The organism is Methylomarinovum caldicuralii (assembly GCF_033126985.1).
GTDB lineage: Bacteria > Pseudomonadota > Gammaproteobacteria > Methylococcales > Methylothermaceae > Methylohalobius > Methylohalobius caldicuralii.
On the sequence record NZ_AP024714.1, the window covers coordinates 2,366,363 to 2,381,760 of the forward strand.

A 15,398-nucleotide genomic window follows, 5' to 3' on the forward strand; every position below is an offset into this window, starting at 1 on the left:
GAGTGATGGTTGGGCGCGGTGTCGTTCTGCTCAAGGCCAAACTCGCCGTGGATGCGACACCGGCCAGCATTGAGAAGGCCTTCATGGAAAAGCGCGAAATCCAACGCCTCCTCCGAGGGGAACAAACGGCCTGGAAAGGTTTCGTCATGCGGTGGCGAAACCTGATTTATACCGTCGTTCTGCGGACTTTGCAGGAAAACGGCCCGGCGCAGGAGGCGGAGGAGCTTTGTCAGGAGGTTTTTCTCCGTCTGATCCGGGACGATTTCCGCCTGCTGCGTCAGTACGATCCGGAAAAGGCTGGACTTGCCACCTGGTTGACCCTGGTGGCCCGCAGCACCACCCTCGATCATCTGCGCCGCCAGCGCCCGGAAACCGTTCCTCTGGAACAGGTTCCGGAAACCGGAACACCGGCCCCATTTCCCAGGGCTGAGAGTCTGGATATTCCGGAAGGTGTGCTGTCCCCACGCCAGCGTCTGGTGTTGAAACTGCTGCTGGAAAAGGGTCTCTCCCCCCAGGAGGCGGCGGACTTTCTCCAGGTCGAAGTGCAGACCATCCACAGCATGAAAAACAAGGCGTTACAGAAACTTCGCAAATTTTTTCAGAACGGGGGGAGATTTGAAGCCAAATCTGCGTATCACTGAGCGAGGTCAACGATGAAACCCAAGCAACTGCAAAATCAGTCATGCCCAACACTGTTGGAACTTGCCGCTTTTGCCGAAGGACGCCTGACGCCATCGCGGCGGCAGGCGCTGGAGAGCCATATGGCGTCCTGCGAGCGCTGCCTGGATCTGGCGCTGGCAGGGTTCAAACTGACCGGCCAACCCCTCGCCGAAGCTCCGCTACCCGTCGTCAGCCGGGCCCAGCGTCTGCGTCTGCCCCGACGGCGGCGCTGGTACTTGGCAGCGGGACTGGCGGCTGCCTGGCTGGGCGTGGCGGTGATCGGCTTCCAGTTGGGGCAGGCTTACGGCCGCCAGTCCACCGTGGTGGAACAGGTGTTTTGGGAAGATCTGTCCCCCTGGGAGCTGTCATGAACGGTTGGAAAAGGTGGCTGCCCTGGAGCCTGCGTACCCGTTCACGGTCTTGCCAAGTGCCTGAAGATTCAGGAGAATACGGGCCATGGAAAGACTTGATCTGGAGCTGAGCCGCCCACCTCCCTTGCCCGAGACGGTGGAGGAATGCCACCGGGTGATCGAAGCGCTTTGGCGGGCGCTGGGAGAATTTCAGCAGATCCAGGCGCGAGTGGAAGAACTGGAGGAACAGTTGTCCTTGGGGTCCGACAATTCCTCCCAACCACCTTCCCAGGACAGCCCGAAGAAGCGCGCCGAGCGCAAGGGCAAGCGACCGACGGGACGCAAGAAAGGGGCGCAGGTGGGACATCCCGGGCACGAGCGGGCTCTGGTTCCGGCAGAAGCAGTGGACGAGGTCCGGCATTACTTTCCCCATGGCCGCTGCGAGTGCGGTGGGTCGGTGGCGGTGCGGGGATTCCGTCCCCATCAGGTGTTCGACCTGCCCGAGATTCGTTACCGGGTGGTCGAACACCGGGTGTATGAAGGCCGCTGTGGGTGGTGTGGTGAGAAGCACCAGGGGCGGCTACCGGATGAGGTTCCCCGCGGCCAGATGGGACCTGGGCTGGTGGCGTGGATTGGCTTGATGACGGGGCGCTATCACCTGTCGCTGCGGGAAGTCGAAGCGCTGCTGGAAGAACAATGGGGTCTGAAATTCAGCCTGGGGGCGATCAGCCAGAGCCAGATCCCGCTGCAGGCGTGGCTGGGTCCGGTCTACAACCAGATTGGCGAAGCGGTCAGAAAAGCGCTGATCGCCCATGCCGACGAGACCCGCCACTACCGGGGCCGCAGCATCTATTGGCTGTGGGCGCTGACGACCGATCAGATGGCGTATTTCCTGACCCATTATTCCCGCGGCAAGGGTGCGGCCGGTGAGCTGTTGGGGGATTTCCAGGGAATCCTGGTGACCGACCGCCACGGGGCCTACAACGACCATCCCCAGGACTCACACCAATACTGCTGGGCGCATCTCATCCGCAACCTGGAACGGATCGCCGGGCGCAAGGGACAGGCCGGCGAAGATGGCGAACGCCTGCTCCGGGCCGCCCGCCTGACGGTTCACTACGGCAAGCTCTGGCAACAGAGCCATTACCCATCCGACCGCTACCGAAGGCGATTGGAACGCCTCAAAGCCCTCTTCCGGCGCGAACTGGAACAGGCCGCCCAAAGACATGGCGACAACAAAACCGGTCGCAGCTGCCGCAAGTTGTTGGACGATTTTCCCAGGTTCTGGACCTTCCTGGACCATCCCGGCGTACCGATGACCAACAACACGGCAGAGCGTGCCCTACGCCCCTATGTCATCTGGCGCAAGACCCGTTTCTTCAGCCAGTCGCATCGCGGTGACTGCTTCCGCCCCATGATCCTGTCGCTGGTCGAAACCTGCAAGCGCCTCAAGATCGGCGTCTATCAGACCCTGCGGACCATCTGCGCCCAGGGCATGGCAGAGGGCGAGGTCACCTTCCGCCTGCCCCTGCCGGAACCTCAACCACTTCCAGTGGCAAGCCCGGCCGGGTGACCGCGGGCGATTGCTCACCCGCGGTTCCCACAGATCCGGACGTGCCCGATTAAGGCATCCGGCTCCTCGGACTATGGCGTCGCTACGCAACGGGCAATTCCGTGAACCACGCGCGGTGGGGGGAGTGGGTATCGTTTGTACAGCCGCCCAAAATGGTCCCAGTTCATCCGTTCCCGGTTGCGGCGGGACAACCATTTGTACCAGCGCCGTCTGACCTCGTACAGGAAGCGGGCCAGCGATTGGCTGTTGCCGACGATCCCATAGTAGGCATAATGCCCCTTGAGTTTGCGGCTCAGGGCCGCTTGTTGGTCTGCAACCGGCCAGTGGCGGTGCATCCGGCACCAGTGGTTGATCGCCTGCAGGGAGCGGCTGAGCCGGGCTTGGGCGGTCTTGCGTTTGACGACCCAACGCCCTTTCCTTGAGCGTCCCCAGTAGTGGGTGAATCCCAGGTATTGGAAGCTCTGGCCTTTCCGTCCGGGTTTTCTGAAGTCGAGCAGGCGGGTTTTGTCCGGGTGCAGACGCAGGCCGTATTTGGCCAGGCGCTTGCCCAGAACGGCCAATACCCGCCGGGCGTCTTCTTCCCGTTCGAACACCAGGACCGCATCGTCGGCGAACCGGACTTCGAAGGCGCTGCCTTGCAGTCGCGGTTTGACCGTCTGCTCGAACCACAGGTCGAGCACGTGATGCAGGTAGAGGTTGGCCAGCAGTGGGGAGATCACCCCACCTTGCGGTGTCCCTTGTTCGGGGTAGTGAAGCTGTCCGCCTTCCATGACACCGGCATTCAGCCATTTACCAATCGCGCGGCAGATCACGCCGTCGCGCACCCTCTGCCCCAGAAAGTTCCGCAGCCGGTCCCGGTCCACGTCGTCGAAGAAGTTTTGGATGTCCAGGTCGATGACCCAGCCACCGCCCATGGCCATCAGCCCGCCCCATAGCCTCTCCAGGACCTGGTGGGCACTGCGTCCGGGCCGGAACCCGTAGGTGCAGTCGAGAAAGTCCTGCTCGAAGATGGGTTCCAGCGCCATCAGCACCGCCCGTTGCAGCACCTTGTCTTCCAGCGTGGGAATGCCGATCGGGCGGGTCTTTCCCGTTCCCGGCTTGGGCAGGTGGACGCGCCGTACCGCAGGCGCCCGATACCGGCCGGTCTTGAACCGTTCCAGCAGGCGCGTCAGGTTCTCCTCTAAGTCGGCTGCGTATTGGGATGCAGTCACGCCGTCCACCCCGGCGGCCCCGTCCTTGCGGGTGCGCCGCCAGGCTTCTTCCAGCCACACCACGTCGATGTGGTGGGCAATCGTGGTCAGTTCCAGCTTCGGTTCGATCCGGGCCAGTTCCGCTAGCTTCCGTTGTCGTGTTGAGATGTTCTCCTGGCTCGATGTCCCGGCCATCTGTCCCTCCGAAAGCCCCATCGTCCGACCTGCCGCTTCCCTCCATCGGGTCCCTTGGGGCAGGTTCCCCGACTTCTCAGGTACTATCAGCAGGCTCCGATTGCTCGATCACCTTCCCAGCGCGCTTCGTCGCCTTCGCGCGCCGGTACCCTGCTTCGTGTCCCGTTCGCTCCCATCGGCCGGACACCGCTCCGATGGGCCTGGACCTTTTCTCACACGGCGCCCGCACCGCTCTTCCCGCAGGGAGTGTTCGAGCCCTCCCAGGTTCCTGGGCGACCCTTGCCCTGCATGCCCCGCTCTTCGACCCCGGCGGAGGGGTGATGCCAGGCCAGTACAGCACCACCCCTGTTGCCTTCCGTCCGTTCAACAACGTCGGCTCCGCATTCCGTACTTTCGAGGCTCCATCACGCGGCCTACAGGCCCCCTGTGTACGCTTCGCAGTCGGGATCGCTCCTCGACCACGCAACACTCGGTTCCGGCTGGTGGCCAGCCTTGGCCGGACAGGACTTGCACCTGTCAGGTCGCTCTGAAGGTTTCAGCGATGTCTTTCCTTCTACATAACTTCCTCCTTCTCCAGGCTTGGCCTGGCGCAATGAACGGTAACACAGTGAAATACTCGCTGCCCTGAGCAGGGCGATACCAGGCCACATTCTGGTTCCGGTAAATGCCAGCGGCCGGCAGCCAGCGGGTGCCGTCCACGGAGGTCTGGATCTCCAGCGCCTCGAGCTTCGAGGCGATGCCGCTCTTTCTCGCGATCAGCAGGGTGTAGGCGGTCGCCTCGCCCAGATCCACCGGTGGCGTGGTGAAGGTGGCGCGGGGAATCATCGCACCCGCGTTCCACGATTCCACCAAGGTCGGCGCAAGCAGCAACCGCCCATTCGCGTCACAGGCGAGCGTGCGCCGCTCGCCCGTGCCGGTGTCCGGGTTGTGGTAGATGCCTTCGATGACGCTCATGCTCAACTCATCCAGGAACTCTTGATGACGGTTCGCCCGCGTTGCCGGCGAGATTTATCCGGTTTTGGGTCGGTATCGGGCTCGGGCTCCGGCAAAAGCTGGCGTTCCAGCTCGCGCCAGTGGCGTTCCTCGAAACGGTCGAGTCCGGCGGCGGATGCCGCGGCGCGGGCATAGACGTAGCAGTCGAGCGCCTCGTTGCGCTCGCGGATCTTCTGCCACTCGCGCACCGGGTAGCCGTTGCGGTTGCGCCGGGTGATCAGCTGCTCGGCGCAGAGCTGCTTGACGAACTCCGCGTCCACCCTGGGCAGATGGACGTAGCCCTCCGGATAGCGGATCTTGCCGTCGTCGAGCACCTCCACGCTCTTGCGCAGGTTGTTGTAGAACTCGAGCTTGGCGATGCCGCCTGCGACCGCGAACACCTTGACGCCCCGGCGCAGCTTGCGGCCGCCTAGGGTGACGTCCACCGCCGTCGGGGTGCCGACCAGCGCCGCGCCGCGGGCCACGCCCTTGACCGCCATGAGGCGGGCGTCCTTCATGCGGCGCACGAAGGCGTAGCTCTCTTGCGTGGCGAAGCCGGTGTCGATGGCGAACCGGGCCAGCGGCAAGCGGGTGCTGCTCTCGTGGGTCCAGGTCTCTGCGAGCATCTCGGACAGTCGCTTCCAGACCGCGTCGCGGGCGGTGTCGCCCATGAGCACCCGGTGCTCGACGAGCCACGCCTCCTTGCCGCGGCCGAAGGCCCAGACCGAGGCCTCGATGCGGTCCTTCTGCACGTCGGCGCCGCCCACCAGCAGCAGGCCGCCGGCGGGAACCGTGCCGATGCGGTAATCTTCGCGCCGCTCCAGCAGGCGCTCCCAGTCGGGCGCCTCGCCTTCCTCCACCCAGACCTCGCCCAGTTCCGTGTTCTTGAACGCCTTGAGCCGGGTGGCCGAGCCCTGCGCGGCCTCCCAGGCCGCGGCGATGTCGGCCCAGGAGCGCCAGCCCAGGGGGCTGTAGAGCGAGGACAGGTGAAAGCCCACGGTCTTGCCGGTGGCGTCCGGGTTGGTGGCCCGCCACTCGCCGTGCTCGAGCATCCAGGTCTTGTGCGACTCGGCGATGGCCTCCTCGCAGGCCTCGCAGACGTATCGGGCCGTCTGCGGCTCGCCCCATTGCCAGCGCAGCTGCTCGAAGCGCAGCCATTGCCTGTGGCCGCAGTGCGGACAGGGCACGAAGTACCGGCGCTGGTCGGAGGCCTCGAACTCCCGCTCGATGGGGCTCGCCCCCGCCACGGTGGGAGTGGAGACGATGAAGATCTTGCGCCGGGCGAAGGTACGCGTGCGCGCCTCCGCCAGGCGGATGGCGTCGCCTTCGCCCTCGACGTCGGCGGGATAGCCGTCCACCTCGTCGAGAAAGAGGTAGCGCACCGGCATCGAGCGCAGCCCCACCGCGCTGTTGGCGCCGGTCATCACCAGCACGCCGCCGCGGAACTCCTTGGCCAGCACCGTGTTGCCAGCGTCACGGGATCGGGACGGCGCGATGCGTTCGGAGAGCGCCGGCGACTCCTCGATCAACGGATCGATGCGCTGCTTGGAGTTGCGCTTGGCCATCTCCACGGTGGGCGAGACGGCCATCATCGGCCCCGGGACCAGATGGATGCAGTAGCCGATCCAGTTGTTGCCGCACTCGGTGCCGCCCACCTGCGCGCCCTTCATGAACACCACCCGCTCGGCAGGCGAGGACGGCGAGAGGCAGTCCATGATCTCTCTCAGGTACGGCGTGCGCCGGGTGGACCAGCGCCCGGGCTCCGAGGCCGACTTGGACGAGAGCATCCGGTAGCGGTCGGCCCACTCGGAGACGGTGAGCAGCGGGTCAGGCGTCAGTCCCTCACGCCAGGCGCGTTCGATGGCCTCAAAGCCTTCATAATCGAACACGGCGCATGTCAGTCCACCCTGGGGGCGGGATCCCCGAGTTCCTCGAGATGCCGGCGCACCTCGCGCTCGAGCATCACGTGCAGGGTATGGGCGTCCACGCCCAGCTCCGCCGCCATCTGGCTCGAGACCCGGGTGGGCCAATTGAGCCAGGCGTCGCGCTCGGCCCGCGCCAGCTTGAACACATGGGCGAGCGCCTTGGCCCGGTCCACCAGCTCCCCCTTGAGGCGGGCGAGCCGGACCTTGGCGGTCTGGGCCTTGAGCACCTCGTTGGCGGTTCGCGCCTGCAACAGCGTCGTGCCGCCCGAGGGCAGCGCCGACTCGCCCGTGGCCTCGCGAACCATGTTGACGGCATCCACCGGCACCGCTTTCCGCCGGCCCTGCTTGTGCTGCTGGGCGCTATCGGTATTGGCCGCCCACTCGGCGTCCGCCTTTTGCGGGTCGATGGTCCCGTCCGGCTCTGGGGTGATGCGCCCGGTCTTGATCGCCTTGCGCACGGCGGCGTCGGAAACGCCGCGGTGGCGGGCATAGGCGCGGATCGAGATGCCCATCATGCATCCTGTTGATCAAGAAGGAAAATTGTTCGGAATAGGACTTGATAAGCGGGCCGAATGAAGCGTTCATGTCCACACGGTCAAACACAACGGGAGAGACGAACATGAACGCCAACACCACCGAGAAACGCTACGAGATCACCTTCCCCGGGCAGGCGCCGGTGCAACTGGCCAAGGACCAGATCCTCTCGCCGACCCTGCGCCGGGCCATCGACAACATCGAACGGGAGCCGGCCCGCGTCGGCGTCACCCTCAAAAACGGCATCCGGATCAACGTCGCCTGAGGAGAACGACCATGAGCAGGAAACCCACCGCCATCGACGCCTTCATGGCCAGGAAAGCCGAGATCGACGCCATGCTGGCCCGGCTGCAGGCCCTGAGCGACGACCACTTCCACGTCAGCCCTAACGAGGTGACCTGGGGTCACGTGGGCGATCTCGACCATTACGCTGAGCTGCTCAAGCGGATCACCGATTGCGCCTTCCGCGAAGGCGAATACGCCGAATGACATCCGACAGGAGGACAGACCGATGAAACTCACCGCCACCCAGGAACGCATCCTTCACGCCGCCGCCGGACGCCCCAGCGGCGACATCGAGCCGCTGCCGCCCAACGTGAACGCCGGTATCCGCCAGCGGGTGATCGACGGCCTGCTGAAGCGCGGACTGATCGAATTCAAAGGCGGCTACCACCGCATCAGCGCGGCCGGCTTCGAGGCCATCGGCAAGGCGCCGCGCTCGGGAAGCTACCGGAGCGGCACCAAGCAGGCGCGGATGATCGAGCTGATGCGCCGGCCCGAGGGCGCCAGCATCGACGAGATCGCCCAGGAGACCGGATGGCTGCCCCATACGGTGCGCGGCACCATGACCAACGCGCTCAAGAAGCGCCTCGGCATGACCATCGTCTCGCACAAGGATGAGGGCCAGCCCCGTCGGTACCGGATCGCCTGAGCTACAAGATCTTGAATCTCCACCGATATGCAACCATAATGGTTGCATATCGGAAGGAGGTGCCTGCCATGGCTTCCATCACGCTCAAGAACATCCCCGACGACCTGTACGAACGCCTCAAGGCCGCGGCCCAGGCCCATCACCGCTCCATCAACAGCGAGCTGATCCGCTGTCTGGAAGTGGTCCTGAAACCGCGCCCCGTTTCCCCCGAGGAACGGCTGGAGCGGCTGCGCCGGATACGCCCGGCCATTCCGCCGTCTGCCGTAGCGCCAGAGGAGATCCAGCAGGCCATCGACCAAGGTCGACCGTGATCGTCGCCGACACCAATCTCATCGCCTATCTGGCGATGCCGTCCCCCTATACCGAAGCCGCGGAGCGGCTGCTGGTCCGCGAGCCGGAATGGGTGGCGCCCGTCCTCTGGCGCAGCGAATTCCGCAACGTCCTCGCGCTCTATCTGCGCAAGGGGTTGATCCGCTTCGAACAGGCGCTGGATATCCAAGCCGAGATGGAATCGCTGTTCCAGGGCAAGGAGTACGAGGTGGCCTCTCTGGACGTCCTCTCGCTGGTCAATCAAAGCGAGTGCTCGGCCTACGATTGCGAATTCGTGGCACTCGCCAAGGGGCTGGGCGTCAAGCTGGTGACCATGGATCACAAACTGGTGTCTTGTTTCCCCGATACGGCGACGCTTCTGACCGACCTCAAGCCGTAGCCTCGGCGGTCCGGAGCGCCGCGATTTCTTCAAGGCTTTCGCCGCTGCCCTCGAGCACGGCCTCGCTGCCCGTGTACTCCTGCCAGCGCCGCACGATCACGTCCACGTACCTGGGATCGAGTTCGATGAGGCGGGCGCGACGTCCCGACTTCTCGCAGGCGATCAGGGTTGAGCCCGATCCGCCGAAGGGATCGAGCACGATGTCCCGCGACTTGGAGGATGTCAGGTCCCGTGTGATCATATCCCTCGAAGCCGGCCGGGTGACCGCGGGCGATTGCTCACCCGCGGTTCCCACAGATCCGGACGTGCCCGATTAAGGCATCCGGCTCCTCGGACTATGGCGTCGCTACGCAACGGGCAATTCCGTGAACCACGCGCGGTGGGGGGAGTGGGTATCGTTTGTACAGCCGCCCAAAATGGTCCCAGTTCATCCGTTCCCGGTTGCGGCGGGACAACCATTTGTACCAGCGCCGTCTGACCTCGTACAGGAAGCGGGCCAGCGATTGGCTGTTGCCGACGATCCCATAGTAGGCATAATGCCCCTTGAGTTTGCGGCTCAGGGCCGCTTGTTGGTCTGCAACCGGCCAGTGGCGGTGCATCCGGCACCAGTGGTTGATCGCCTGCAGGGAGCGGCTGAGCCGGGCTTGGGCGGTCTTGCGTTTGACGACCCAACGCCCTTTCCTTGAGCGTCCCCAGTAGTGGGTGAATCCCAGGTATTGGAAGCTCTGGCCTTTCCGTCCGGGTTTTCTGAAGTCGAGCAGGCGGGTTTTGTCCGGGTGCAGGCGCAGGCCGTATTTGGCCAGGCGCTTGCCCAGAACGGCCAATACCCGCCGGGCGTCTTCTTCCCGTTCGAACACCAGGACCGCATCGTCGGCGAACCGGACTTCGAAGGCGCTGCCTTGCAGTCGCGGTTTGACCGTCTGCTCGAACCACAGGTCGAGCACGTGATGCAGGTAGAGGTTGGCCAGCAGTGGGGAGATCACCCCACCTTGCGGTGTCCCTTGTTCGGGGTAGTGAAGCTGTCCGCCTTCCATGACACCGGCATTCAGCCATTTACCGATCACGCGGCAGATCACGCCGTCGCGCACCCTCTGCCCCAGAAAGTTCCGCAGCCGGTCCCGGTCCACATCGTCGAAGAAGTTTTGGATGTCCAGGTCGATGACCCAGCCACCGCCCATGGCCATCAGCCCGCCCCATAGCCTCTCCAGGGCCTGGTGGGCACTGCGTCCGGGCCGGAACCCGTAGGCGCAGTCGAGAAAGTCCTGCTCGAAGATGGGTTCCAGCGCCATCAGCACCGCCCGTTGCAGCACCTTGTCTTCCAGCGTGGGAATGCCGATCGGGCGGGTCTTTCCCGTTCCCGGCTTGGGCAGGTGGACGCGCCGTACCGCAGGCGCCCGATACCGGCCGGTCTTGAACCGTTCCAGCAGGCGCGTCAGGTTCTCCTCTAAGTCGGCTGCGTATTGGGATGCAGTCACGCCGTCCACCCCGGCGGCCCCGTCCTTGCGGGTGCGCCGCCAGGCTTCTTCCAGCCACACCACGTCGATGTGGTGGGCAATCGTGGTCAGTTCCAGCTTCGGTTCGATCCGGGCCAGTTCCGCTAGCTTCCGTTGTCGTGTTGAGATGTTCTCCTGGCTCGATGTCCCGGCCATCTGTCCCTCCGAAAGCCCCATCGTCCGACCTGCCGCTTCCCTCCATCGGGTCCCTTGGGGCAGGTTCCCCGACTTCCCAGGTACTATCGGCAGGCTCCGATTGCTCGATCACCTTCCCAGCGCGCTTCGTCGCCTTCGCGCGCCGGTACCCTGCTTCGTGTCCCGTTCGCTCCCATCGGCCGGACACCGCTCCGATGGGCCTGGGCCTTTTCTCACACGGCGCCCGCACCGCTCTTCCCGCAGGGAGTGTTCGAGCCCTCCCAGGTTCCTGGGCGACCCTTGCCCTGCATGCCCCGCTCTTCGACCCCGGCGGAGGGATGATGCCAGGCCAGTACAGCACCACCCCTGTTGCCTTCCGTCCGTTCAACAACGTCGGCTCCGCATTCCGTACTTTCGAGGCTCCATCACGCGGCCTACAGGCCCCCTGTGTACGCTTCGCAGTCGGGATCGCTCCTCGACCACGCAACACTCGGTTCCGGCTGGTGGCCAGCCTTGGCCGGACAGGACTTGCACCTGTCAGGTCGCTCTGAAGGTTTCAGCGATGTCTTTCCTTCTACATAACTTCCTCCTTCTCCAGGCTTGGCCTGGCGCAAGCCGGGTGACCGCGGGCGATTGCTCACCCGCGGTTCCCACAGATCCGGACGTGCCCGATTAAGGCATCCGGCTCCTCGGACTATGGCGTCGCTACGCAACGGGCAATTCCGTGAACCACGCGCGGTGGGGGGAGTGGGTATCGTTTGTACAGCCGCCCAAAATGGTCCCAGTTCATCCGTTCCCGGTTGCGGCGGGACAACCATTTGTACCAGCGCCGTCTGACCTCGTACAGGAAGCGGGCCAGCGATTGGCTGTTGCCGACGATCCCATAGTAGGCATAATGCCCCTTGAGTTTGCGGCTCAGGGCCGCTTGTTGGTCTGCAACCGGCCAGTGGCGGTGCATCCGGCACCAGTGGTTGATCGCCTGCAGGGAGCGGCTGAGCCGGGCTTGGGCGGTCTTGCGTTTGACGACCCAACGCCCTTTCCTTGAGCGTCCCCAGTAGTGGGTGAATCCCAGGTATTGGAAGCTCTGGCCTTTCCGTCCGGGTTTTCTGAAGTCGAGCAGGCGGGTTTTGTCCGGGTGCAGGCGCAGGCCGTATTTGGCCAGGCGCTTGCCCAGAACGGCCAATACCCGCCGGGCGTCTTCTTCCCGTTTGAACACCAGGACCGCATCGTCGGCGAACCGGACTTCGAAGGCGCTGCCTTGCAGTCGCGGTTTGACCGTCTGCTCGAACCACAGGTCGAGCACGTGATGCAGGTAGAGGTTGGCCAGCAGTGGGGAGATCACCCCACCTTGCGGTGTCCCTTGTTCGGGGTAGTGAAGCTGTCCGCCTTCCATGACACCGGCATTCAGCCATTTACCGATCACGCGGCAGATCACGCCGTCGCGCACCCTCTGCCCCAGAAAGTTCCGCAGCCGGTCCCGGTCCACGTCGTCGAAGAAGTTTTGGATGTCCAGGTCGATGACCCAGCCACCGCCCATGGCCATCAGCCCGCCCCATAGCCTCTCCAGGGCCTGGTGGGCACTGCGTCCGGGCCGGAACCCGTAGGCGCAGTCGAGAAAGTCCTGCTCGAAGATGGGTTCCAGCGCCATCAGCACCGCCCGTTGCAGCACCTTGTCTTCCAGCGTGGGAATGCCGATCGGGCGGGTCTTTCCCGTTCCCGGCTTGGGCAGGTGGACGCGCCGTACCGCAGGCGCCCGATACCGGCCGGTCTTGAACCGTTCCAGCAGGCGCGTCAGGTTCTCCTCTAAGTCGGCTGCGTATTGGGATGCAGTCACGCCGTCCACCCCGGCGGCCCCGTCCTTGCGGGTGCGCCGCCAGGCTTCTTCCAGCCACACCACGTCGATGTGGTGGGCAATCGTGGTCAGTTCCAGCTTCGGTTCGATCCGGGCCAGTTCCGCTAGCTTCCGTTGTCGTGTTGAGATGTTCTCCTGGCTCGATGTCCCGGCCATCTGTCCCTCCGAAAGCCCCATCGTCCGACCTGCCGCTTCCCTCCATCGGGTCCCTTGGGGCAGGTTCCCCGACTTCCCAGGTACTATCGGCAGGCTCCGATTGCTCGATCACCTTCCCAGCGCGCTTCGTCGCCTTCGCGCGCCGGTACCCTGCTTCGTGTCCCGTTCGCTCCCATCGGCCGGACACCGCTCCGATGGGCCTGGGCCTTTTCTCACACGGCGCCCGCACCGCTCTTCCCGCAAGGAGTGATCGAGCCCTCCCAGGTTCCTGGGCGACCCTTGCCCTGCATGCCCCGCTCTTCGACCCCGGCGGAGGGATGATGCCAGGCCAGTACAGCACCACCCCTGTTGCCTTCCGTCCGTTCAACAACGTCGGCTCCGCATTCCGTACTTTCGAGGCTCCATCACGCGGCCTACAGGCCCCCTGTGTACGCTTCGCAGTCGGGATCGCTCCTCGACCACGCAACACTCGGTTCCGGCTGGTGGCCAGCCTTGGCCGGACAGGACTTGCACCTGTCAGGTCGCTCTGAAGGTTTCAGCGATGTCTTTCCTTCTACATAACTTCCTCCTTCTCCAGGCTTGGCCTGGCGCAATGAACGGGTACGAAGCTCGATTCCGAGGCGATGTATTCGCCTTGATCGGCCAACATCGGCACGATCTGTGATGGTGGCAGGTGGCTGTAGGCCGGTTGGTTGCACACGGCCAGGATACGGGCACGTTCTTCTTCCGTCAGGCGGTTGGCAGGGACGGGCCGTTCCGCATCAGGACGGGCGTCTGCCTTCACGCCCCCTTCACGGGTCCAGCGTTGATAGGTCCGGGCACTGATGCCCAGCAGTTCACAGGCTTTGTGTTGTGACGCGCCTTGTGCCATGGCTCGTTCGATCAGCTCAATGGTTTGGCGGCGATCCGGGTTGCTGATCATGCGTCCTCTCCGTCCCCCCAGATCGCCTCGGCTTTTTTTGACAGCACCAGCAGCGCTGCCGTCTCGGCCAGGGCCTTTTCCTTCTTCTTCAGATCGCGCTCCAGCTCCTTGAGGCGCTGCTGATCTGTCTTACGCGCCTGCCTGAGCCGTTCGTTTTGTGTCCGGTCCCAGTCGTTGGCCTGTTCACAGGCCTGACGCCATTGCCGGATCTGCTCCGGGTAAAGGCCCCGCCCCCGGCACCAGGCCGACAACTCGGCCTCGTTCAGTGCCGCTGTCTCGACCACGGCAGCGAACTTGTCTGCCGCTGTCCAACCGGCCGGTGTCTGATCACCGTCTGGCAACAGCCGGCCCTCGGCACGCGCAGCCTTGCGCCAGTTGTACAAGGTCGCCTCCGAGATCCCTTCCTCCTCGGCAATCTCCCGGATACTTCGGTTGTTCGGCGGCAGCATCTTCTTCAGCACCGCCTCTTTGCGCTCAGCGGAATAACGCATCTTCTCCTCAATTCGCCCTCTCTTGGTTCCAATTAGAATCCCACATCCGTGGGGCGACATCTATCCTGACAGAGGGGGCCTGCCTGAGCCGTTCGTTTTGTGTCCGGTCCCAGTCGTTGGCCTGTTCACAGGCCTGACGCCATTGCCGGATCTGCTCCGGGTAAAGGCCCCGCCCCCGGCACCAGGCCGACAACTCGGCCTCGTTCAGTGCCGCTGTCTCGACCACGGCAGCGAACTTGTCTGCCGCTGTCCAACCGGCCGGTGTCTGATCACCGTCTGGCAACAGCCGGCCCTCGGCACGCGCAGCCTTGCGCCAGTTGTACAAGGTCGCCTCCGAGATCCCTTCCTCCTCGGCAATCTCCCGGATACTTCGGTTGTTCGGCGGCAGCATCTTCTTCAGCACCGCCTCTTTGCGCTCAGCGGAATAACGCATCTTCTCCTCAATTCGCCCTCTCTTGGTTCCAATTAGAATCCCACATCCGTGGGGCGACATCTATCCTGACAGAGGGGGCGGGCGGCCGAGATCAAGTTCCCTCAGAAAAACGGATAAGACATTGATTACTATGAGAAGGAGGAAGATGTGGGTAATAGGGTGACGTTCAACCCAAACACCTCGCGGTAATCAGCCTTCTCGAAGACGGTGCAGGCACCATCGAGCGTGGCGTCGATAATGCGGCGACCATCTTTTTCAAATTCGGCACGGGCGATGCGGTAAGACTCTTCGGAATGAAAGAGATCTGGATTATCCCAAGTTTGGCCACGGAAATAATCAGGAGAAAAGTGGTTATAATCGGGACCACTCATCTTTCTAGATTCATTTGGTGCACCAGTATACTCATAGCGATGATCCATGCCTATAATAATAATCTCTTTAAACCCAAGATAATAAGCTATCTGCAACGCAACATAGGTAACCGTCCACCCCTCATGCACCCCCTGCGATATATCTCTGGAAAAGCGATCTATAGGCCTTTCAGTTTGAACATAGTAAGTCAAGTCGTCAGAGGGAATTAAATCCGAGCTAGAATAGCTAATAAACTTAACACAGTCCATGCTCTTGATTTGACTTACGGATTGTTCTATAACCTTGCGGTTTACCGCAACATAATAATTTGGATAAAAATCAAATTCTTCAAATCCCAAGAATATCTTATTTAACCCTATAACAATTTCATTCCGTAAAAAACCAAGATCCATTCGATTTAAAGACGGGCCGTTACAGACAATAACGGCACGTTCACCATGATGACGATTTTTAAGACATTTCAATTTTCTAAACTTGGCCATGTTGAACTGGCGCCGACATTCTC

The 15,398-nt window shown here is 63.2% G+C and carries 19 protein-coding genes; 8 read left to right on the forward strand and 11 right to left on the reverse strand.

What is annotated here, in order from left to right:
* Positions 1-83 precede the first annotated feature (83 nt).
* The 3 genes from MCIT9_RS11970 (at position 84) to tnpC (ending at position 2,583) form a co-directional block, all read left to right on the forward strand.
* Complete coding sequence (locus MCIT9_RS11970; RefSeq protein WP_317706747.1) at positions 84-641, forward strand: RNA polymerase sigma factor; 558 nt, start codon at positions 84-86, stop codon at positions 639-641.
* Between the two features lie 12 nt (positions 642-653).
* Positions 654-1,031, forward strand: a complete 378-nt coding sequence (locus MCIT9_RS11975) for a zf-HC2 domain-containing protein (protein ID WP_317705108.1) — start codon at positions 654-656, stop codon at positions 1,029-1,031.
* Positions 1,032-1,116: 85 nt separating this feature from the next.
* Positions 1,117-2,583: an IS66 family transposase gene (gene tnpC / locus MCIT9_RS11980; RefSeq protein ID WP_317705109.1), complete on the forward strand. Its 1,467-nt coding sequence runs from the start codon at positions 1,117-1,119 to the stop codon at positions 2,581-2,583.
* A 71-nt stretch (positions 2,584-2,654) separates the two neighbouring features.
* On the opposite strand, the gene ltrA (MCIT9_RS11985) is transcribed toward tnpC, so the two are convergent.
* From ltrA (MCIT9_RS11985) to MCIT9_RS12000, 4 genes are all read right to left on the reverse strand, one after another.
* Positions 2,655-3,989 (reverse strand): group II intron reverse transcriptase/maturase, encoded by a 1,335-nt coding sequence (ltrA, locus tag MCIT9_RS11985; protein ID WP_317705110.1) that lies wholly within the window; start codon positions 3,987-3,989, stop codon positions 2,655-2,657.
* Between the two features lie 495 nt (positions 3,990-4,484).
* Complete coding sequence (locus MCIT9_RS11990; protein ID WP_317705111.1) at positions 4,485-4,922, reverse strand: hypothetical protein; 438 nt, start codon at positions 4,920-4,922, stop codon at positions 4,485-4,487.
* A 2-nt stretch (positions 4,923-4,924) separates the two neighbouring features.
* Positions 4,925-6,829: a phage terminase large subunit family protein gene (locus tag MCIT9_RS11995; RefSeq protein ID WP_317705112.1), complete on the reverse strand. Its 1,905-nt coding sequence runs from the start codon at positions 6,827-6,829 to the stop codon at positions 4,925-4,927.
* 8 nt (positions 6,830-6,837) lie between these two features.
* The gene (locus MCIT9_RS12000; RefSeq protein ID WP_317705113.1) at positions 6,838-7,380 is read right to left on the reverse strand and encodes an elements of external origin; all 543 of its coding nucleotides are present in this window, start codon (positions 7,378-7,380) and stop codon (positions 6,838-6,840) included.
* Positions 7,381-7,484: 104 nt separating this feature from the next.
* Here MCIT9_RS12000 and MCIT9_RS12005 point away from each other — a divergent pair, with 104 nt between their 5' ends.
* The 5 genes from MCIT9_RS12005 (at position 7,485) to MCIT9_RS12025 (ending at position 9,039) form a co-directional block, all read left to right on the forward strand.
* Positions 7,485-7,664, forward strand: coding sequence for a hypothetical protein (locus MCIT9_RS12005; RefSeq protein WP_317705114.1), 180 nt, complete (start codon positions 7,485-7,487; stop codon positions 7,662-7,664).
* A gap of 11 nt (positions 7,665-7,675) precedes the next feature.
* A complete protein-coding gene (locus tag MCIT9_RS12010; protein WP_317705115.1) occupies positions 7,676-7,888 on the forward strand; it encodes a hypothetical protein in 213 nt (70 codons plus the stop codon).
* A 22-nt stretch (positions 7,889-7,910) separates the two neighbouring features.
* Positions 7,911-8,330 carry a DUF3489 domain-containing protein gene (locus MCIT9_RS12015; protein ID WP_317705116.1) on the forward strand — a complete coding sequence of 140 codons (420 nt, stop codon included), beginning with the start codon at positions 7,911-7,913 and terminating at the stop codon, positions 8,328-8,330.
* Positions 8,331-8,398: 68 nt separating this feature from the next.
* A complete protein-coding gene (locus tag MCIT9_RS12020) occupies positions 8,399-8,641 on the forward strand; it encodes a FitA-like ribbon-helix-helix domain-containing protein (RefSeq protein ID WP_317705117.1) in 243 nt (80 codons plus the stop codon).
* The gene (locus MCIT9_RS12025; protein WP_317705118.1) at positions 8,638-9,039 is read left to right on the forward strand and encodes a type II toxin-antitoxin system VapC family toxin; all 402 of its coding nucleotides are present in this window, start codon (positions 8,638-8,640) and stop codon (positions 9,037-9,039) included. Before MCIT9_RS12020 ends, MCIT9_RS12025 begins: the two co-directional genes overlap by 4 nt.
* Here the strand turns inward: MCIT9_RS12025 and MCIT9_RS12030 are convergent.
* The 7 genes from MCIT9_RS12030 to MCIT9_RS12060 form a co-directional block, all read right to left on the reverse strand.
* Positions 9,029-9,280 (reverse strand): DNA methyltransferase, encoded by a 252-nt coding sequence (locus MCIT9_RS12030; RefSeq protein ID WP_317705119.1) that lies wholly within the window; start codon positions 9,278-9,280, stop codon positions 9,029-9,031. The genes MCIT9_RS12025 and MCIT9_RS12030 overlap by 11 nt on opposite strands.
* Before the next feature lie 94 nt (positions 9,281-9,374).
* Entirely contained in the window at positions 9,375-10,709 is a 1,335-nt protein-coding gene (ltrA, locus tag MCIT9_RS12035) for a group II intron reverse transcriptase/maturase (RefSeq protein WP_317705120.1), read from the reverse strand.
* Between the two features lie 652 nt (positions 10,710-11,361).
* Positions 11,362-12,696 (reverse strand): group II intron reverse transcriptase/maturase, encoded by a 1,335-nt coding sequence (gene ltrA, locus MCIT9_RS12040; RefSeq protein WP_317704536.1) that lies wholly within the window; start codon positions 12,694-12,696, stop codon positions 11,362-11,364.
* Positions 12,697-13,228: 532 nt separating this feature from the next.
* Positions 13,229-13,597 (reverse strand): helix-turn-helix domain-containing protein, encoded by a 369-nt coding sequence (locus MCIT9_RS12045; protein WP_317705121.1) that lies wholly within the window; start codon positions 13,595-13,597, stop codon positions 13,229-13,231.
* Complete coding sequence (locus MCIT9_RS12050; RefSeq protein ID WP_317705122.1) at positions 13,594-14,088, reverse strand: transposase; 495 nt, start codon at positions 14,086-14,088, stop codon at positions 13,594-13,596. Before MCIT9_RS12050 ends, MCIT9_RS12045 begins: the two co-directional genes overlap by 4 nt.
* A gap of 7 nt (positions 14,089-14,095) precedes the next feature.
* On the reverse strand, positions 14,096-14,521 hold the full coding sequence (locus tag MCIT9_RS12055; protein WP_422880180.1) for a transposase: 426 nt from the start codon (positions 14,519-14,521) through the stop codon (positions 14,096-14,098).
* Between the two features lie 128 nt (positions 14,522-14,649).
* Positions 14,650-15,375 carry a 6-hydroxymethylpterin diphosphokinase MptE-like protein gene (locus MCIT9_RS12060; protein WP_317705123.1) on the reverse strand — a complete coding sequence of 242 codons (726 nt, stop codon included), beginning with the start codon at positions 15,373-15,375 and terminating at the stop codon, positions 14,650-14,652.
* Positions 15,376-15,398 lie beyond the last annotated feature (23 nt).